Source organism: Companilactobacillus suantsaicola, assembly GCF_004745525.1.
In the GTDB taxonomy this organism is placed as follows: domain Bacteria; phylum Bacillota; class Bacilli; order Lactobacillales; family Lactobacillaceae; genus Companilactobacillus; species Companilactobacillus suantsaicola.
The window spans coordinates 41,269-60,600 of the sequence record NZ_RKLY01000008.1; the positions used below are offsets into that span (position 1 = coordinate 41,269).

At 38.5% G+C, this 19,332-nt stretch carries 21 protein-coding genes; 13 read left to right on the plus strand and 8 right to left on the minus strand.

Features of this window, described 5'->3' with window-relative positions; all coding sequences use genetic code 11:
- The first annotated feature begins 165 nt into the window (after window positions 1–165).
- Window positions 166–894, plus strand: coding sequence for a GntR family transcriptional regulator (locus tag EGT49_RS04440; RefSeq protein ID WP_135371914.1), 729 nt, complete (start codon window positions 166–168; stop codon window positions 892–894).
- Between the two features lie 747 nt (window positions 895–1,641).
- Here the strand turns inward: EGT49_RS04440 and EGT49_RS04445 are convergent.
- Window positions 1,642–2,664 carry an LCP family protein gene (locus EGT49_RS04445; RefSeq protein WP_135371916.1) on the minus strand — a complete coding sequence of 341 codons (1,023 nt, stop codon included), beginning with the start codon at window positions 2,662–2,664 and terminating at the stop codon, window positions 1,642–1,644.
- A 156-nt stretch (window positions 2,665–2,820) separates the two neighbouring features.
- Between EGT49_RS04445 and EGT49_RS04450 the strand changes: the two genes are divergently transcribed.
- Window positions 2,821–3,309 (plus strand): cysteine hydrolase family protein, encoded by a 489-nt coding sequence (locus EGT49_RS04450; RefSeq protein WP_135371918.1) that lies wholly within the window; start codon window positions 2,821–2,823, stop codon window positions 3,307–3,309.
- A gap of 44 nt (window positions 3,310–3,353) precedes the next feature.
- Here EGT49_RS04450 and EGT49_RS04455 read toward each other — a convergent pair whose 3' ends face one another.
- From EGT49_RS04455 to EGT49_RS04465, 3 genes are all read right to left on the minus strand, one after another.
- The gene (locus tag EGT49_RS04455; protein WP_135371920.1) at window positions 3,354–3,623 is read right to left on the minus strand and encodes a hypothetical protein; all 270 of its coding nucleotides are present in this window, start codon (window positions 3,621–3,623) and stop codon (window positions 3,354–3,356) included.
- A 318-nt stretch (window positions 3,624–3,941) separates the two neighbouring features.
- Window positions 3,942–4,484 (minus strand): TVP38/TMEM64 family protein, encoded by a 543-nt coding sequence (locus tag EGT49_RS04460; RefSeq protein ID WP_135371922.1) that lies wholly within the window; start codon window positions 4,482–4,484, stop codon window positions 3,942–3,944.
- 158 nt (window positions 4,485–4,642) lie between these two features.
- A complete protein-coding gene (locus EGT49_RS04465) occupies window positions 4,643–4,912 on the minus strand; it encodes a metal-sensing transcriptional repressor (protein WP_135371924.1) in 270 nt (89 codons plus the stop codon).
- 162 nt (window positions 4,913–5,074) lie between these two features.
- On the opposite strand from EGT49_RS04465, the gene EGT49_RS04470 reads away from it, so the two are divergent.
- Window positions 5,075–5,401: a thioredoxin family protein gene (locus EGT49_RS04470; protein WP_218960988.1), complete on the plus strand. Its 327-nt coding sequence runs from the start codon at window positions 5,075–5,077 to the stop codon at window positions 5,399–5,401.
- 284 nt (window positions 5,402–5,685) lie between these two features.
- On the opposite strand, the gene EGT49_RS04475 is transcribed toward EGT49_RS04470, so the two are convergent.
- The 3 genes from EGT49_RS04475 to EGT49_RS04485 form a co-directional block, all read right to left on the minus strand.
- A complete protein-coding gene (locus EGT49_RS04475) occupies window positions 5,686–7,215 on the minus strand; it encodes a WxL domain-containing protein (RefSeq protein WP_135371926.1) in 1,530 nt (509 codons plus the stop codon).
- Window positions 7,216–7,331: 116 nt separating this feature from the next.
- A complete protein-coding gene (locus EGT49_RS04480) occupies window positions 7,332–8,033 on the minus strand; it encodes a VIT1/CCC1 transporter family protein (RefSeq protein ID WP_135371928.1) in 702 nt (233 codons plus the stop codon).
- A 15-nt stretch (window positions 8,034–8,048) separates the two neighbouring features.
- Window positions 8,049–8,738 (minus strand): VIT1/CCC1 transporter family protein, encoded by a 690-nt coding sequence (locus EGT49_RS04485; protein WP_135371930.1) that lies wholly within the window; start codon window positions 8,736–8,738, stop codon window positions 8,049–8,051.
- A gap of 204 nt (window positions 8,739–8,942) precedes the next feature.
- On the opposite strand from EGT49_RS04485, the gene EGT49_RS04490 reads away from it, so the two are divergent.
- The 5 genes from EGT49_RS04490 to EGT49_RS04510 all read left to right on the plus strand — a co-directional run bounded on the left by EGT49_RS04490 (window position 8,943) and on the right by EGT49_RS04510 (window position 12,645).
- The gene (locus EGT49_RS04490; RefSeq protein ID WP_135371932.1) at window positions 8,943–9,407 is read left to right on the plus strand and encodes a Fur family transcriptional regulator; all 465 of its coding nucleotides are present in this window, start codon (window positions 8,943–8,945) and stop codon (window positions 9,405–9,407) included.
- Window positions 9,400–9,822: an arsenate reductase (thioredoxin) gene (arsC, locus tag EGT49_RS04495; RefSeq protein WP_135371934.1), complete on the plus strand. Its 423-nt coding sequence runs from the start codon at window positions 9,400–9,402 to the stop codon at window positions 9,820–9,822. The genes EGT49_RS04490 and arsC overlap by 8 nt, the downstream gene beginning before the upstream one ends.
- A gap of 469 nt (window positions 9,823–10,291) precedes the next feature.
- Window positions 10,292–11,179, plus strand: coding sequence for a metal ABC transporter solute-binding protein (locus tag EGT49_RS04500; protein WP_135371936.1), 888 nt, complete (start codon window positions 10,292–10,294; stop codon window positions 11,177–11,179).
- 1 nt (window position 11,180) lies between these two features.
- The gene (locus EGT49_RS04505) at window positions 11,181–11,846 is read left to right on the plus strand and encodes a metal ABC transporter ATP-binding protein (protein ID WP_135371938.1); all 666 of its coding nucleotides are present in this window, start codon (window positions 11,181–11,183) and stop codon (window positions 11,844–11,846) included.
- 1 nt (window position 11,847) lies between these two features.
- Window positions 11,848–12,645, plus strand: coding sequence for a metal ABC transporter permease (locus EGT49_RS04510; RefSeq protein ID WP_135371940.1), 798 nt, complete (start codon window positions 11,848–11,850; stop codon window positions 12,643–12,645).
- A gap of 469 nt (window positions 12,646–13,114) precedes the next feature.
- Here the strand turns inward: EGT49_RS04510 and EGT49_RS04515 are convergent, their stop codons facing one another.
- Window positions 13,115–13,552 carry a Fur family transcriptional regulator gene (locus tag EGT49_RS04515; RefSeq protein ID WP_135371942.1) on the minus strand — a complete coding sequence of 146 codons (438 nt, stop codon included), beginning with the start codon at window positions 13,550–13,552 and terminating at the stop codon, window positions 13,115–13,117.
- A 131-nt stretch (window positions 13,553–13,683) separates the two neighbouring features.
- On the opposite strand from EGT49_RS04515, the gene EGT49_RS04520 reads away from it, so the two are divergent.
- From EGT49_RS04520 to EGT49_RS04540, 5 genes are all read left to right on the plus strand, one after another.
- Window positions 13,684–14,376, plus strand: coding sequence for a response regulator transcription factor (locus tag EGT49_RS04520; protein ID WP_135371944.1), 693 nt, complete (start codon window positions 13,684–13,686; stop codon window positions 14,374–14,376).
- Window positions 14,376–15,755 (plus strand): sensor histidine kinase, encoded by a 1,380-nt coding sequence (locus tag EGT49_RS04525; protein WP_167849755.1) that lies wholly within the window; start codon window positions 14,376–14,378, stop codon window positions 15,753–15,755. Before EGT49_RS04520 ends, EGT49_RS04525 begins: the two co-directional genes overlap by 1 nt.
- Window positions 15,756–16,207: 452 nt before the next feature.
- On the plus strand, window positions 16,208–17,713 hold the full coding sequence (locus EGT49_RS04530) for an AMP-binding protein (RefSeq protein ID WP_135371948.1): 1,506 nt from the start codon (window positions 16,208–16,210) through the stop codon (window positions 17,711–17,713).
- A gap of 3 nt (window positions 17,714–17,716) precedes the next feature.
- Window positions 17,717–18,523 (plus strand): ABC transporter permease subunit, encoded by an 807-nt coding sequence (locus tag EGT49_RS04535; RefSeq protein WP_135371950.1) that lies wholly within the window; start codon window positions 17,717–17,719, stop codon window positions 18,521–18,523.
- A complete protein-coding gene (locus EGT49_RS04540) occupies window positions 18,523–19,245 on the plus strand; it encodes an ABC transporter ATP-binding protein (protein WP_135371952.1) in 723 nt (240 codons plus the stop codon). Before EGT49_RS04535 ends, EGT49_RS04540 begins: the two co-directional genes overlap by 1 nt.
- Window positions 19,246–19,332: the final 87 nt, after the last annotated feature.

Here is a 19,332-nt window from a genome sequence, read left to right on the forward strand (position 1 = left end):
TCTACCTCACACATTTATTTTTTGAATACGTTTACAGTATACATTATTTTTTACTCTTGTAAACACTTTCAGAGAAAAAAGTATATACTTTTTAAAATATAAGGAAAAACGTTTTCAATCATGATAGAATGAATTCGAATGAATTATTAGGGAGATATCGGTAAGATGGCATATAAATATAAGGAAGTTGCTGACGGCATCAGAGAAGATATTAAATCTGGGAAATACGAACCCGGTGAACTAATGCCTGATCAAAATCAAATCGCAAAAAAGTTCAATACTACTAGAATCACCGTTCATAAAGCATTACAACTATTGATTGTCGAAGGAATGGTTTATTCAAAACGAGGCTCTGGAACTTATGTCAGAAAAGACTATTTACCAGATGATGCGACAACCAATCGCGGACAAGTTTCTCCTATTGATAAGCCATTAGGGGCAACCTTGACGAACCAAGGCAAAAAAGTAACCAGTAAAGTCTTAGAATTATCCGCTCGTATCCCTACTCAAAAAGAGGCCGATGAGCTAATCATCCCTCCTACTCAACCAGTTTATGTCATTCGTCGTGTTCGTTATGTTAATGGCGAAATATTTGCTTACGAACACACGATTATGCCCACTTCCATTGCCACTTTAACCAAAAAGGTTTTAGAAGGCTCAATTTATGGGCATCTCTTAAAAGTAGCTAATTTAAGTATCGAAGGCTCACATCGAACTGTTCGAGCTGATGCAGCAAACGAAGAAGACCTTGAAACTGGTGTTGCCGAAAAAATTGGTGAACCTGTGATGGTGATTGACCAACTAAGCTATTTAGACGACGGTCAACCATTTGAAATTTCTCAATCTCGCTTTCCATATAAGACCAGTTCAATTACAGCGGATATTACTTTATAGAGAGTGGAACAAGCTTGTTTATCTTGTTTCCTTGGATGGTGGTTAGATGCCGTCTTCCGCAACAGCTCTGGGAAACGCTGGAACGCTGTGGGCACAACTTGAAGCTTACGCAAAGTACGCGCAATCTCCAAGATTGGCCTTCTTGTAAGCGATAAATCGCCAACAAGAATTTCACGGCTGAGCATTTCCCAGAGCTGTTGCTCCAGACTGGATTTCAAATCTTTGCAGTATTTCAATAAATTCTGTAATGGATATACTTCTATTTATTAGTAAGCCAAACCTTGATACATGGTCTGGATACGTTTATAGATTCGATTAATTTAATTCCAAAAATAATAAAGAATCGCATAAAGCAAAAAAAGAAGCTATGTTAATGAAATAATTATTCATTAATACAGCTTCTTTATTTTTGAGTTAAATGGAATATTTTGTTGAAAGTTCTGTGATAACCGAATTATCAGGTTCTACAGAACAGATGTTACTATTCTTTAAATCATCCAAAGAAAATTTTGAATAGAATGGTCATCCCTAAATCAGTAGAAAGAAATAAATCATAGAATCACTATTCAGTCCGGAGCACAAGTCCTGTGATGTCAGGCTCCAAATTTTTGTTGGTGCTTTAGCACCTACAAAAGGCCAATCTTTGAGATTTTTCCGGGTTTGAAAAAGCTCAAAGTTGTGCCGACATTCTCCAGTCAATCACAGGACTTGTGCGGAGGACGGCATCCTTAGCCAACAAACAATTTATTAGTAAGTATTATTACTATAAAAAGTAGTATTCAAGCCAAACGTATCGTAATCGGTACTGTCCTCATCGGAGAAGAAGTCTTCATTCTTTGCGTTCAACTTGGTTTCGGTGTTATTCAAGGTTTGATCACTCAGACCTAAGTTATCTCGTAAATTGTTTGAAGCTCTTTGCATTGTATCGGTTGGTAAAATTTGATAAGAACTTCCATTGATCCAAGCGGTCTTGCCTTGAATTTGATTGAAGTCCATATTCTTAGAACTTGAGCGATACTTCAAAACGATTTCGTCAATTTCTTTGGCCGTTAAATCGGTACTGATGTCGTCTTTTACGGTCTTGATCAATTCAGGAATTTTAACGATATATTTAGGTGTTTCTAATTTCTTAGTTACAGCTTTTAAAACTTGTTGCTGTCTAATTTGACGGCCATAGTCTCCACGTGGATCTTGATAACGCATCCGAGCATAAGTAAGAGCTTGCTTACCATTGAGATGATGAGTTCCTTTAGGAATCGTTACACCATCAAAAGAAACTTTCAAATCACTTGTTACCGTTACTCCGCCGACGAAATCAACGGTCTTTTTCAGAGCATCCATATTAATTGCCACATGATAATCGACTGGTACACCTAACAAGCTGCCGACTGTTTTCTTAGCCATGGGTGATAGCCCAATATTATAGGCTGCGTTAATTTTTTGAACATTCTTCTTTTTGTCGCCGACCATTTCAGCCAACGCATCACGAGGAATCGAATAGGCTACAGTTTGTTGCTTCTTGGGATTCAAAGTCAAGAGCATCATCGTATCCGAATTACCACGATCGACTCGCCCATCGGCACCTGTATCAGCCCCTAATAACAGAATCGAAAATGGCTTCCCCTGTTTAATTTTTTTCGAAACACTACTTTTACTAGTATTCAAAGAATTCAGGGCATCCTGCATTTTATTGACGTAGATTCCTCCAATTGCCAACATTAATACGAGTATGATACCTAAAATTATTGAAAACACTTTTAATTTTTTCATGGTTTCTACCTTTAAAATTTATTATCACTTATTATAAATACAAATACTCCTCAATGACAAATTTTAAAATAGAGACATATTGTAATAACATCGCTTTCATTAGGATTAGCTTAATGTTAATCTCAAGTTGAAGAAAATTTTAGGGGAAGTGATTTTATGTCAAAATTAACAGACACGCTCATCGTGATCGACATGCAAAAAGCACTTCGATACAGTTATAATTTCGATGATCTCATCAATCGGATCAACAAACGTATCGCACTTTACCGGGAACAAGATTTACCGATTATTTTTATCCAGCACCACGATAAAGATTTGGCCTTGAACAGTGATTTGTGGCAACTGGCTAAGAATTTGGACGTAAAAAAAGAAGACCTCAAGTTAGCAAAAACTCACTATGATGCCTTCTATCACACTGATCTTCAAAAGATTCTACAAGCAAAAAATATCAAAACATTAGAAATTTGTGGTGCTCAAACTGAATATTGTTGCGACGCTACAATTACCGTGGCCCATGATTTAGGCTACAAAATCCAAATGCAACACGACGCTACCACGACTTTCGACAACAATTACATGATTGCCGAAGATACGATTTCATTCTTCGAAAATATTTGGGATGAAGATTTCGTTACTTTTGAATAAAACGTAAATTCCGACCAACTACTATAATTGGTCGGAATTTTGTTCTAGGCGTATGCCACGTATCTGTGAATCAATTCGTAGCCATTGAGATTGAGCTTACCCAAAACTTTGTTGATAACATCATCTGGGAAAACCGAATCTGACTTTCTGACTAAATAAAATTTTGACAAGTCGTCAGAATCGATCCAACGCCCTAATTTAGTCAATTCAACAAATTGTTTGGGGTCAAAATCAACCGAACGATCAAAGTCGATCGTGATGATTTCCCCTTCAAACCAGCTAATATTTGTGACTGTCTTTGGTACTTCGTCCATTATCCATCATCCCTTTGAATAAATTCTGAAATCGTTTACCATAAGACAATATAGCACGTTTCAACGTCAATTTGGGGCTAGTTTTCAAAATGTATAAATAAAGAGAGGAAAATTTTATGAAATTATTTATTGGCATAGATTCTAAATCCCAATCACTCGACACAACTTGCTTAACTTCCGAAAATGATTCGCATAATTTATTTATTGATAACTACCAACCGTTTATACGTTACTGAATTTAATCCTAAAAAAAACTAAAAGATTCAAAACAAAAAGCCGACTAATTTTCACTAGTACGGCTTCTTTATTTTGATTAAATTATGAAATTCTAACATCACTCAAGAAGTTATCGACACTTTGGGTTGTCTTATCCTTGTCATAAGTGTAATCACGAGAAATATCTAGATTAATAACTTTACCATCAGTTGTGGTAATTTTTACTGCTAATGGATTTTTCATCATCGACATTTGCGCTGAGAAAATATTATAAGCATTTGAAACTGGCACCATTGATGGCAATTTCTTTACTTCATTCATATCCCCTAATACTTTCACTGACTTGATTTCTTCTTTTGATATTGAATTCATTTTGACAAAATGTGGGAACAATATCATCAAAGCACGTTTCCAAGAATTTGACATATCATAATATTCAACATTCTCGCCATCGAATTGCCAATAATTGAAAACTTTTGGTGAATTGATGTAATAATAAACAAAAATTGCTGCAAAGAAACAAAGTCCAACGAATAGGCCTATCCAGGCACCAAAAAACGCATAGAAGAAACTGCCTGGGATAAAAGCCACAATCAGACCAATTAACAAAGGTCTCAAGTTAATCTTCTTTCCAAACTGAATCATCCTAATCGCCTCTCTTTTCACGATTAGTTTAATTCACCCCCCAAAAAAACAAGTTTTTTTGGGGAATCCCTTCATATTTTGTAATCGTTTTCTTTGACTTAACAGCAACAATTTAAATAGATAATCACAACAGAATCCACAAACGGATTTTACATATGCTATTTAGTTTTTAGCATTAGATCCAATGATTCTTGTAATTCGGCTAATTGCTTTTCGCTAGTACAATTGGAACTTTTACGAATATTTTGGGCAATGACGAGTTTCATTGCCTTATCGACACTTGATTTAACGGCTGACAATTGCATTAACACTTCATTACAGGGCTTGCCTTCGTCCATCATTCTTAAAACGGCATCGAGTTGTCCGCGTGAACGTTTAAGGCGACTGGTTATTTTTTTGCTGGCTACTTCTTCGGGTGTTTGTGTCATAACTTTCCTCCCAAATGGAATTCTTTCTACCATTATACCTATGCGGGTACCGGGTCGCAAATTATTACTTTATTAGTTGTGTGATTGCCGAGAGAACAAAATAGTTGATTTAATTTACCCTAGGGGGTATATTATTTTTATAGAAATTGAGAAGGAGCTTGAATGATGGCTAATATTACAGAATTATCAGACAAGACATACAATGACGAAACAAATTCAGGACTCGTAATCACCGACTTTAACGCTGACTGGTGTCCTCCATGTAAAATGATGAACCCAATTTTGGAGAAGTTATCATCCAAAGACGAATTAGGCGACAAGATCAAGTTCACATCAATGAACGTCGACAAGAACCCCGAAACTCCAAATAACTTCGGAATCCAAGGAATCCCTACATTTATCGTTAAAAAAGACGGCAATGTTGTTGGCAGAATGGTTGGTTATCAACCAGAAGAGAAGTTTAGACTGGAATTAGAGAAATATATGTAGAGCGTGGTTTAGATAGAGCGTGGAACAGGCCCGCTTAGGACTCGACAGATAGCCTAGCTTCACGAATTGCACGCGCACTTTGCGGGCGATTTGGGAAGCGTAGCTATATGCCGAGTCCTGGCCTGTGGAACGCGTTTTGACTATTCTGCATAGACCCATGGTTATAAGCCAAAAGAACCACAACTACTCACAAAAAAAATAACAATTTAAAAACACAGGCCAAGGCAATCAAACCGATTACCCTGGCCTATTTTAATATCCAAAATTTTCCCTACACCGACTTTTCACTGCAAAGTATCCTGCAAGGTCCAAGTAATAGTACTAGAGTACGTCCCACTTTCAGTCGCAGTATTTTTAGGAACCGACAACTTCAAATCATGCTTAACATCTTCAGTAAAATCCTTAAACGCCGGATCACTTGCGGTTGGTGGGACTAATTCCTCGACCTTACTTTTCTTATCACTCGAAATACTCTGACCATCCCAGAGCAAACTAGCATTTAGTCGATGCCCTTTACCATTAACAAAATCACTTGCCGAAGCCAAGAGCTGCAAGTTTCCACTATAATGAGCAGTTCCATCCCCATTACGACCATCAAAAATCGATAACTCACCTGTAACCGTCGGTGAACTCTCAAATCCTTTTTGATAATCACTTGGTCTATGAGTTCCAAAATCAATCGTTCTCGGAACGTTTAGCCTCAAGTCATTACCGACAACAAAATACAAAATTGATGAAACTAAAACTTTGCCTCCAGCTTCAAACTGATAAACTGCCTTATGCACCTTATTATCATCTTTACCTAAACTATCTAGATGAATTCTTTGCGTAGTACTAGTAGAAATACCCGGAATTGCTAAATTAACCGAAGGCACGTTTGAAGTATCACCGTCAACAATGAATTTCAACGTTCCTCCAACATTTGTACTCATAGTTTGAGTAAGTGTTAAAATGCTTCCTCTTGCAACATAAGGATTCTCTTGTGTGGTATTAATTTCTTTATTATCAATAAATAATTTTGCATTTAAAGCATATGGTGCAAATGTGAAATTTGTATTATATGAAGTTCCCTTATTATCTGCCGTAGGATTGACATAATTAGTGTAAAAATTAATTTTCCTACCACCAGTCATTCCTCTTATCAAATCTTTCGGAATTGTGCCCGTAAAATCATGAATTTGATTGGCAGTTCCGCTATAAGTTCCTAATACACTCCATTTGCCCGGAGATGATGATTCAAATTTATAATAAATCGTAATACTACTCTGACTAGACTGCCACGTTCCATGAATCGTCAAATCGTGATCATAATCCGTTACCGTCGTTGGTTGCACCGAAATAACCGGGACCGAACTTGTGGCAAGCGCACTAAAGGATTGAATTCTATTCCGCGTTGTTCCCGACTGACCCGTAGTGAAATCGAATTTACTTAAAACTTGATTATTGATATCACGCACAGATAAAACGTCGCTGGTAGCTTTTTTCATTTGAATATAAAACGTTCCCGAATCATTATTCGCTACCTTTTTCAAATTGACCAATATCCGGTCATCACTGCCAACAACCACATTTTCACTACCTAATTGTTCTCTCAAATTGGACAAATTGAGATTTTTCGAATCTGGTGAATCCAAAATCAGTTGATCTCCCCCACCGGACAGCTGAAAATTGACTTTTGCTTGATAAAAATTGCCCGAAATGGTGTAATCAGAAAAACTCGCTGTAGTCGTTGTAGCTGCACGAATTGAACTAGTTCTAACTAAGCCCATAACAATCACTAAGACCAAAAGTAGTTGTACTATCCTCTTCCCCATTTTAAACACCCCAATATCATTGCTACTTCCATTATAAGATTATTCACTTTTTAAGCAAAAAAAATACCGTAAGGAATACTTCATCCTACGATATTTTTTATCCTATACTCAACTTTTTAAAGCATTAAACCAACTGAATAGTGAATTGCCATCGTAATCAAACCAACAATGATATTTCTAATAATAGCTGTCTTCACTAAGCCATCACCCAATTTAGCACTCAAGAATCCCGTCAAACCAACTGACAAAGTAACTGCTAAAATTGTTCCTGGCCACTTGATTGAAGCTGGCAATAAAGTCATCGCAACTAGTGGGAAAATACCACCTGAAGCAGCTGATACTAGTGATGAAAAGGCAGCATCCCAAGGGCTCATGTAGTGTCCAAGTTCTAGGTCGTACTTAACTCTAACGACTGTTCCTAAAGCATCTTGATCCATTAATTCTTTTGCAATCTTATAAGATGTTTCTTTCGTAACACCACGATCAACGTAATAGTTAGCTACGACATCCAATTCAGATTGGAAATCACTTTTGATCAGTTCACGTTCTTTTTCAATCGCAGCTCTTTCGGTATCCTTTTGAGAGCTAACTGAAGCATATTCACCTGACGCCATTGAAAAAGCACATGCTAACAAATCAGATAATCCAGCGATGAAGATGGTAAAAGTATTCGTTGTAGCAACGGCAACTGAGAACAAGACCCCGACAACGGTTAGGATTCCGTCATTAGATCCTAACACACCAGCCCGAAGGGTATTTGAACGTTCAGCCATCGTCTTCTTTTGTTTCTTTGGTTTCGACATTGTCATAGTTTTCATAATCTTTCCCTCCTACTAATGTGCAAATAGTGATCCTATCAAGTAAGTTACAAACATCGTCAATAATCCAGAAACGATATTTCTGATAACCGCCTTACCACGCTTAGCACCACCTAAAGTAGCAGCCGCATAACCAGTAATCGTCAAGGCGATGATGACTGCAATCACTGTCGCAATCATTTTGACGTTTTGAGGGAACATTGTAATTGAAACTAAGGGTAAAATTGATCCCGTTGGGAACGAAATCATTGAAGCCATGGCCGCCGCGATGGCACTTGTTTGTTCCTTAGGGTTGAATCCGTATCTTTCACGAACAGCAACATTCAACGGATCATCATGTAACATTTCTGATGTCGCTTGAGTTGCCAATTCTTTAGAGATCCCGGTTGCTTGATACTTATCACGAATGAAACTGAATTCGTCATCGTAGTGACCATCTAATTTAGCTGATTCTTTTTCAACGGCCCGTTTTTCAGTATCACGTTGGGTACTTACAGAAACCCATTCACCCATAGCCATAGAAACAGTCCCCGCTAGCATCCCAGCAATACCTGCTAAGAAGATCGCGTGATTGTTACTTTGGGCGCTGGCAACACCGATAACGATACCGGCGATAGAGATAATCCCGTCATTAGCGCCCATCACACTGGCACGCATGACATTGATTTTTTCAGCCAAACTTTGTTTTTTCTTTGCTTTAGGCATGGTACTCACTCCTTAATTGTTTGGATTACATTGGAATGGTTCTTACTTATTAACGAATACATCGTAATCCTTATTTTCAGAAAAGTAAACCTTCAGCCCTCAATAAAACGGTTTCAACTTTTTAAATTCCTTTTATTGTAAACACTTAGCTTTTAGTAATATAATTACCTTGTAATGATTCCTAAGTAGAAAGGAAGAACACTCATGGCTAGTAATGCTGTAATGGAAGAAACATTGCAAATCTTAAAAGATCATAAACTACGAGTTACACCACAACGCCACATCATTTTGGCCTATCTAGTTAGCCATCATAATCATCCAACTGTGGAAATAATTCGTGACGCTCTAGGCAAAGAGCTTCCAAATATGGGAGCATCTACGATTTATAATACCCTTAATACTTTTGTTGACCATCATTTAGTCGTCGAATTACAAAATGGTGACGGAAGTACCCATTACGATTATTTCGGAACCCCCCACTATCACGCCATTTGTACCAACTGTGGCCGAATAGTAGACGTTACGTATCCCGGCTTTAGTGATACTGAAAAAAATCTCGAACAAAAAACGGCTGAAATTTCTGGCTACATGATTTCCGGTAACCACATGGAAGTTTACGGATTATGTCCAGAATGCCAAATTAAATTAGGAATAAAAAACAATGAGTAATTATAGTATTTATTTTCTATGTTCCGGAAACTCCTGTCGGAGTCAAATCGCTGAAGGGTACGCAAAAAAGTACTTGCCTAACTGGAATATTCAAAGCGCCGGTATCCGAGCCGACGGCGTCAACCCAAGAGCTATCAAAATAATGGCCGAAGATGGCATCGATATCTCTAAGCAAACTTCTAAAATAATCGACAACGACTTCATGAAAAACGCGACCGTCGTAGTTACTTTGTGCGGTGAGGCCCGCGACAAATGCATCATCCCTCAGAGCAGCCGCTGGCTACATTGGCCAATTCATGATCCTGCTATCAGTACAGGCAGTGAAGAAGAAATTATGGCCGATTTCCGTGATGCCCGCAATGACATCAAAGAACACATAAAGAAATTAGCTGAATACGTTCAAAAAAATCAATAGTTTTGTTTTATCTATTGATATAATTTGTACATAAAATAATAGAGGATCTTATTAGAACCGTGCACATTGCCACATTCTAACAAGATCCTCTTTTTTATTGTTGCCACTCCCAAAGGGACAATTAACCTTAACTATTTTTATTCCAAAACTCTTATCGAAATAGAATAACTATTTCTAAAACATTAGAAAGAAATAAACCATAGAACAACTACTCCAGTCCGGAGCAAAAAACTCGATTGGGCTCAGTGGTGAAATTAATGTTAGTGGTTTAGCACTTACATTAAGGTCGAGCTTGGAGACTTTTTCCGGTTTTGAAAAAGGCTTCAAGTCGGCCCACCACGTTCCAGTCCCAATCGAGTTTTTTGCGGAGGACGGCATGCTTAACATCAAATAGTAAAATTTATCATTTACATTTTTAAAGAATTACTTTAAGATTGAATAGTCATATTTATCATTAAGGGAGATTACTATGTTTTCAAAAAAATCGCGTCTTATTACAATTTTGCTGCTCTTCATCGTCTTTTTAACCGGCTGTTCTACTCAACCTAAAAAATCATCTAAATTACAAATAGTTACGACTACTGACTTTTATGGTGAAGTTGCCAAGGCTGTCGTCGGTAACAAAGGAACTGTTTCTTCAATCATCGACAATCCCAACGTTGATCCACACGATTACGAACCAACTACTAATATTGCTAAGAAAGTCAGTACAGCTGATATCACTGTTGCCAACGGTTTAGGCTACGATTCTTGGATGAACAAATTGAACCAAGATGACAACAGTACTTTCATTAAAATCGGTGAAAATGTCATGCATAAAAAGATGGGTGACAATCCGCATATTTGGTATGAACCTCAGACTATGCCTAAATATGCTAAATATCTTGCTAAACAATTAGGTAAGAAACAGCCGAAAAATAAGGAATACTTTGAAAAGAACGCTCAAAAATACATTGCTACTCTTAAACCGGTCCAAGACCAATTAGGCAAGCTAAAGGAAAATGCCAAGCGTGATAACAAATCCGTCTACGTCAGCGAACCTGTTTTCGACTATTCATTAAATGCTATCGGTTATAAAGTTGCCAACAAGAGTTTTGAAAAAGCTATCGAAAATGGCACCGACCCTACTCCACAAGTAATTCAAAAGATGAACAATGGCCTCAAGGATAAGAAAGTTGCCTTCTTCGTACTCAATTCACAAACTGACAACAAAGTTATTAACAACCTCGTTCAAAAGGCTGAAAAAAACGACATCCCCGTCCTCAAAGTCACCGAAACATTGCCTAAAGGTAAGACTTATAAGCAATGGATGCTCTCCCAGTACCAAGATCTAGAAAAAATTCTGCAAGGTGAATAATATGATTCAAGCGCAACATTTAAGTAAATCCTTTGGTAATCAATTAGTTTTCACTGATTTGAACTTCCAAATTTCCGACGGTGAATTCGTCAGTCTGATTGGCCCCAACGGCTCCGGTAAAACAACCTTGATCAAGATCATGATGGGATTGGAAAAGCCAACTTCAGGAAACTTGCAAATGTCCCATCACACCATCGGATACGTTCCACAATTTCGCAACATCGACAATGACTATCCTTTGAGTATTGAGCAATTTATTCGTCTGAACAATAAATTCACTTTGAATCCAGCTAAGCGCAAAGAACAAAATCAAAAGATTCAAACTATTCTCAAAAAAACTGGTCTGACAAATTTAAAAAATCGCCCCTTAGGCTTAGCTTCCGGTGGTGAAAAACAAAAAGCTTATTTAGCCCAAGCACTCTTAAATGATCCTAAGATTCTGATTTTAGACGAGTCAACTGCCAGTCTTGATGTTGAAGTAAAAATGCAGTTGATGGATTTAGTTGCCGAACTCAATCAAAAGGAACATTTAACAGTCATTTTTATCACTCACGATTACGATTTAACTAAGAAATATACAAAACGGGCCTTACTCTTTGAGAATAAGAGTTTAAAACAAGTTAACGTCAGTGACGTTTCCAAAAATATGTTTAAGATGGAGGGATAAAATGCTCCAATATGAATTTATGCGCCAAGCCTTCATCGCTAGCACTTTCATCGCAATTACAGCAGGCTTAGTCGGCGTCTTTGTAGTTTCCAGAAATATGTCATTTCTCTCACACACACTTTCCGAAATAGGCTTTGCCGGAGCTTCCTTCGGAGTTTTGGTCGGTATTTCACCACTAGCAGGAATGATTCTTTTCACAATCGTTAGTTCCATCGCCGTCGGTGGTCTCAGCAACGAATCTTCCAGAAGAGAAGCTTCAATCAGTGCCATGTCATCACTATTTATCGGACTAGGGATTCTATTTTTATCCCTATCCTCAAAATCCAGCAGCTACGCTACTAACATCTTATTTGGAAGTATCGTCGGTATTAGCAGCAAAGAAGTCCAACAATTATTGGCACTAGCAATCTTTGTCATTATCATCTTCATCATCTTTTACAAACCATTAGCCTTTGATTCCTTTGACCACATCGGAGCTTCAGCCAGCGGTTTAAAAACTCGCTTGTTATCAGTCATCTTCTTAGTTACATTAGCACTAAGTGTTAGTATCGGCGCTCAAATTGTCGGTTCCTTGTTAGTCTTTGTTCTATTGACTTTACCAGGTGCTACCGCCAAATACTTAGCTCATTCCGTACCAAAGATGATCCTAGTTTCAGTCGGTTTAGCACTGAGCGGTGTTTGGTTAGGTTTATACTTAGCTTTCATTACCAATTGGCCAGTAACATTTTTCATCGCAACTTACGAAGTAATTGCGTATTTCATTGGCTTAGGATACAAGAATTATAAATTGAATCATTAAGTGTTGTTCTGTAGTTTTGGTGGTGTTTGATGCCGTCTTCCGCAACAACTCGGTAAATTCTGAAATGGATACGATATAACCTTCTATTCTTTAACAACAAAAAATAACAAATGCACTTTGCTCACGAACTAAAATAAAGAAGCAGCACTAATGATATTTCTCATTAATACTGCTTCTTTATTTTCGCTATTTGATTCTGTTAGAAAACACCACTTTGAATAGAATTTACTATCCTTAACCAAAAAGAAAGCACATAACCAATAGATCCGTTATTTTAGCCCGGAACAAAAAATGCGATTGGGCTCAGATGTGATATTATTCTTAGCAATTTATTGCTTAGAATAAGGCCGAGCTTGGAAATGCCGCGAACTTTGCGGTAGTTCCAAGTCGCGCCCACATCGTTCCAGTCCCAATCGCGTTTTTTGTGGAGGGCGACCATACTTCTCCTCAAAAACAAAAAAACTACCAACTATAAGTCAGCAGTTTCCTTTTTCAACTTTTTAGCACAATTAGCACACAAACCATAAACTTCGATTGCATGTCCCTCAATTGTGTATCCCGGTAATTGATCTGAGAAGAACTCCATTGGACAAGCTTTTAATTCCGTTACTCGACCGCAGTTCTTACAGACAAAATGATGGTGATGACGATGGGCAAAATCACATTGATATTTGACCAGCGTCTTATTTTTTTCTTGATACTCAACTAATCCAATATCAGCGAATTCCTTTAAATTACGATAAATTGTGTTGTTGCTCATCCCTGGATACAACGAACGCATATAATTGGCAATATCACTGATTGCTACATAGTGGATCGTGAAGTTTTTTAGGTAACCAATTAGGTCGGTTCTTTGCTTAGTCACCTTATAATTATTCTTTTTGAGAATTTCAATTGCTTTTTCCATTTGAATCATCCTTCTTTGGTTCATTCAGTAGTGTAACACAATTAGTAATTATTACGCATTAGAAAGTTTTAGTTAGAATTAAGAATGGTTTGCTACTATAATTAGATAAAACGATTTTTGGGAGATTTGTGATGAAAAATACAATTTTGATTGTTGAAGATGAACGTAGTCTTTCCAGTTACGTCGGTAAGGAATTGCAATTTGAGGATTTTGACGTTGTGATTGCTAACGATGGTGTCGAAGCCTTAGACATGTATGAAAAATATCAAAACGAATTGCTGTTGATTTTGCTTGATTGGATGTTACCCAAACTCGATGGGATGGAAGTTTTGCGGCGTATAAGAAAACATGACCAAGTGCCAGTTATCGTTATGACGGCTCGTGATTATGTTGGTGACAAGGTTGCTGGCCTTGATAATGGGGCCGACGACTACATCACTAAGCCATTTGAAATTGAAGAGTTGTTAGCTCGAGTTCGGGTCATTCAAAGAAGAATGGAACACATGACTGAACCGGAACAAACATACAAGATTGCCGATTTAACTTTGAATACTAAATCCCATCAAGTCTTTCGTAAGGAAGAAAATATCCAGTTAACTCGTCGTGAATATGATCTCTTATTGTTCTTTTTACAACACGTCGGTCAAGTCTTCACGCGTGATGAATTATTAGACAACGTATGGGGCGAAGATTTTCTTGGGCAACAAAATGTTGTCGATGTTTATGTCGGTTACTTACGCAGTAAAATCGATGGCAAGGAAAATAAGCCTTTGATTCAAACTATTAGAGGGGTCGGTTACTCACTTGAGGATGTGACGGAATAATGGCTAAAAAACCACTTTCGTATCAAGCTTTAATCAGTCAAGGCATAAAAAAATTAGTTATTATTATTACTCTATCAATCAGTGCCTTAATTTTAATCATCGTGGGCGTGCAACAAACTTTGATGACAACCCGTGAAGCCGAAGGTCAGATGATGAGTCTGAACCGAGCCAACATTGACGATATTCCTAGTTTCATCCACTGGAGTAGCCAAAATAATCGCCATTCCAAACAAGATACCGTCATTCGGGTCAAAACTAGCAGTTCTTCGATCACGGCTGCTTCCGGCCGCGGTGGCCAAGTTATCATGACTTCCAGTGCCTCGAAAAAGTTTATCGCTCAAAAAAAATTCAGCCTGTTTGATCACGTAGTTTACGTCAACGGCTTTGGATTCTTCTTGTTTTATTCGCAAAAAGATGAGGATACAACTTATCAAATCTGGGTCAGTATGAACCGCCTACTCAATAGTTTAATTTTGTTATTAATCATCATCAGCATTGTCGTCTTCGTGACACTAGGCTTTGGAACCTGGTGGGCCCAACGTTTAGCCGAAAAGTTGAGTGCTCCGACGATTCAATTGGTTAAGGAAACGCGCAATACCATCAAGGATTCCGTGGTCGATCAACCGACTTTGAAGGTTCCCGATAGTCCGCAAGAAATCAACGAATTAGGAACTGCTTTCAACGACTTATTGACGACTCAAAATGAGCGCCTGCAACGCGAAAAGGACTTTGTTTCCAACGCTTCACACGAATTACGGACCCCAATTGCGGCCGTTCGTGGCAACATCAATTTAATCAAGCGCCACGGGCAAAAACATCCAGAAGTCATCCCCGAATCTTTAGATTTCATCGACGAAGAATCTTTGCGGATGCAGAATTTGATTGAGAATCTTCTGCATTTATCGCGAGCCGACCGGGCCAAATTAGTTTTAGCGGATGTGAACTTATCAGCTATCACGCAATCTATCGGCGAGCACTATCAGAGTTCTCTACCCCACCAAGTTAATTTGGAAATTGAACCGGACATCCACGTTTTAGGCGATAGTGATACTTTGAAACAGATTTTGGTCGCCCTTTTGGACAACGCCAATAAGTATTCTGATGACAAATCACCAATTACGCTTAGTTTAAAGCAAGTCGATGGCAAAGCTCATTTGTGCGTTAAAGATTTAGGATTTGGTATTGCAGATGATCAGAAGAAATTGATTTTCCAACGATTCTATCGGGTTGATACTTCCCATTCGAGTGAGATTCAAGGTAGCGGTTTGGGATTGTCGATTGTTTCGCAGTTGGTTAAATTGAATAACGCTGAGATTGAGGTTTTGGATAATCAACCGCATGGTTGTGTGTTCCGGGTTTGTTTTGATGTTGGTGGTTAATTGCCGTCTTTCGCAACAAACTCGATTTTATTTTTTATTCCGTTTAATTTTAAAAAAATATATAGAAGTCGTGCTGATGTTTTTTTGTTGGTGTGACTTCTTTTTGTTTGTTCTTTATGTGTTTGATTTAAGAAGGGAATCTGGTATGGGAATTGTTCTTTTATTTTATTGCGGTTCTTGGATAAGTGCTCCCTTTTTCTTTTTCCTAAACTTGCGGCATAAACGCGTTCCGCAGGGGCAACTCCCTACAAGATAGTGAAACTTCCCGAACCGCACGCAAAGTGCGCGTGCAATTTGGGAAGTTCCACTATCCTCCGGGAGCTGACCGCCCCTGCTCCACGCTCTCTTTCTAAGAAAATCTTATCTAAACCTTACCAAACCCCAGTAGTCCCATTTCCTTCTTGCTTGTAAACTAGGTTTATTCAATCAAACACATGAAAGGTCTTGGTGATATGTCAGAACTTACAGATAGATTAAAACAACAACTTCTTAACGGCGCAAATCGTTCTCTTATGCAGGACGCTAAACAACATTGGTATACCGGTAGTGAACTTAACTTAGAGGAAACTGTTTGGAAAAACTATTGGGAAAACAAGGGTATTGGTCACAACGATGTGGTTTTGGTGGCTCTTACTAATTCGGTTACTTATTCCTTAGTTACTCAAAGTCTCTGGGAAATTGGTGCTATCGTTCACCCGATCAATCCGGCTACTACGGAAATTCAAATTAGTGAATTGGAAGATCAATACCATTACGCCGCAATTGTTTTAAACAGTGAAGTTCAAGAGTTGACTGTTCTTAGTGACACTTTTACTAATCAACCGCGATTGACAACTTTGCACGAACCTGAAGTTCAAATCTTCATTCGGAACAAACATATTGCCCACCTGCCTGAAAAGCCGATCGATTCACAATTGGCCGTAATCATGCACACTTCTGGAACAACTGGCAAACCAAAACGGGTCGGTCTGACTCACAAACAACTTTTGGCCGGAGCATTCCACGTGGTTGAGAGTCAAAACTTAACTAGTGACGACTCGACATTCATCTTGATGCCAATGTTCCACATCAACGCCATGGTCATCTCCAACTTGGCCACTCGCGTCTCACATGGACAATTGCTCTTTAGACCAAAGTTTAGTGCTCACCTCTTTTGGAAAGAAGTCAGTAGTGAAATGGTAAGTTGGGTGTCACTCACCCCAGCCATCATCGCAATTTTATTACAGCGTGATGAACAACCCACAACCGACAATAATTTGCGTTTCCTACGAACAGCTTCCGCTCCACTTTTACCTAGCACTCACGAGGAATTCAACCGCCGCTTCAGTGTTCCTTTAATCGAAAGTTACGGTATGACCGAGGCTGCCAGCCAAATTGCTCAAAATCCGCTTGAAAAGCCAATTCAAAATACTGTCGGAAAACCAGTTGGTACTGAAATGAAGATTCTCGATAGTGAACATCATGAAGTTGCTTTAAATACTGTCGGCGAAATTGCCATCAAAGGTGACAGTGTAATTACTCACTATCTTGATCCGCAACCAGAGGCTTTCTATGACGGATACCTTCTAACCGGCGACCTTGGTTCAATCGACGAAAATGGTTATTTAACAATTTCTGGTCGTAGTAAGGAAATGATTATCCGTGGTGGAGAAAACGTCAATCCACTGGCCGTCGAAGATTGTTTGAACGTCTTGAAATTTGTTCGAGAAATGGCCGTTGTTGGAACTCCCGATAAAATCTATGGTGAAACTGTAACAGCTGTGATCGTCCCTAACGAAATCAGCCGCGACCATCGACACCAACTTGCATTGTTGAACGAATTAGCAAATGAGCAATTACTACCAGTTGAACGTCCAACTAAGTACATTTTTAGTGACCAACTACCTAAAAATGCGACTGGTAAAATTCAACGAACACTTCTAGCTCAAGAAGTAACTCAACAATTAAAGGAGGCTTAGCCGATGCAAAATTCTGTAGCTTTACCAAAGAAAAAGGCGTTACGTTTGCCCGTAACGAAGCTCTTACCTTTTTTAATACCAATTATCCTTGTGTTATTTTGGCAAGTTGCTAGTTCTTTGGGTTGGTTATCCAGTTCCGTTTTGCCATCGCCATTGGCAGTTCTACAAGACGGAATCGAGTTGACCCAATCAGGAGAATTACCAAAAAACCTTAGTATCAGTCTTTACCGGGCAACTTTAGGACTCTTGATTGGTGGAGGAATCGGCTTTATCCTCGGTTTCATCAACGGAATGTCCAAAACTTGTCGACTATTATTTGATTCATCAATTCAAATGTTTCGTAACATCCCCCATTTAGCCCTTATTCCCTTAATTATTTTGTGGTTAGGTATCAATGAGTCAGCCAAGATCTCTTTGGTGGCTATCGGAACAATGTTCCCCGTTTATATCAACACTTTCCACGGTATCAGTTCCGTCGACCCTGACTTGATTGAAATGGGTGAATCCTACGAATTATCTAAACGCCAAATGTTTTTCAAAATTATTTTCCCGGCCGCACTTCCCCAAATTCTCGTCGGTATCCGTTACGCTTTAGGTGTGATGTGGACAACTTTGATCGTCGCTGAAACAATTTCCGCTAGTTCCGGTATCGGTTATATGGCCAATAACGCCGAAGATTTCATGGATATGGAAACCGTGATTCTATGTATCGTCGTCTATGCGGTGCTCGGTAAAATTTCTGATCTCGTCGCCAAGAGTTTTGAAAGTCTCCTACTCGAATGGCAAACAACTGGAAGGAGTAATGTTTAATGACAGAAGAAATGATCCAAGTTAAAAATGTTAATAAAATGTATCAAGATTTAACCGCCTTACAAAATGTCTCACTCGATATTAAAAAAGGTGAATTCATCGCCTTAGTCGGTATGAGTGGTGGCGGTAAAAGTACCCTACTAAGACTGATCGCTGGCCTTGAAAAACCAACAACCGGTTCAATCAAAGTCAATGGTGACAACTCCAAATCCATTATGCGAATGATGTTCCAAGAAGATCGACTACTTCCCTGGATGAACGTTTTAGACAATTTATCCTTTGGTTCTAAAGATAAAAATACTAAAGCGCATGCTCAAGAACTCTTGGAATTAGTTGAATTAGGCGATTACGCCGACCACTTCCCCAACCAATTATCCGGTGGTCAAAAACAAAGAGTCGCTTTAGCCCGTGCTTTGATGACTAATCCAGAAGTCCTACTTTTAGACGAGCCATTAGGAGCTTTGGATGCTTTGACTAGAAGAAAAATGCAAGACCTAATCCTCTCTGTCTGTGAAAAGCAGAATTTAACAACTATCTTAGTAACCCATGACGTAGAAGAAGCTGCTAGAATGGCAGATCGTATCGTCGTGATGAAGAATTCAACTAACTATTACGAAGAAACTTGTCCTAAGAAACGTAACGCCGGTCAAATCGGTATCGTAGCTGATCGTGTTCTCGGTGAGATTTTAGGAGAAAAAGAAGCTCAAATGCAAACAGCTTAATTTACTTACAAAAAAGCCGTACTAATGAAAACAAAAAAATCATTAGTACGGCTTTTTAAGTTTTTCTTGATGTAATTAAAACATATT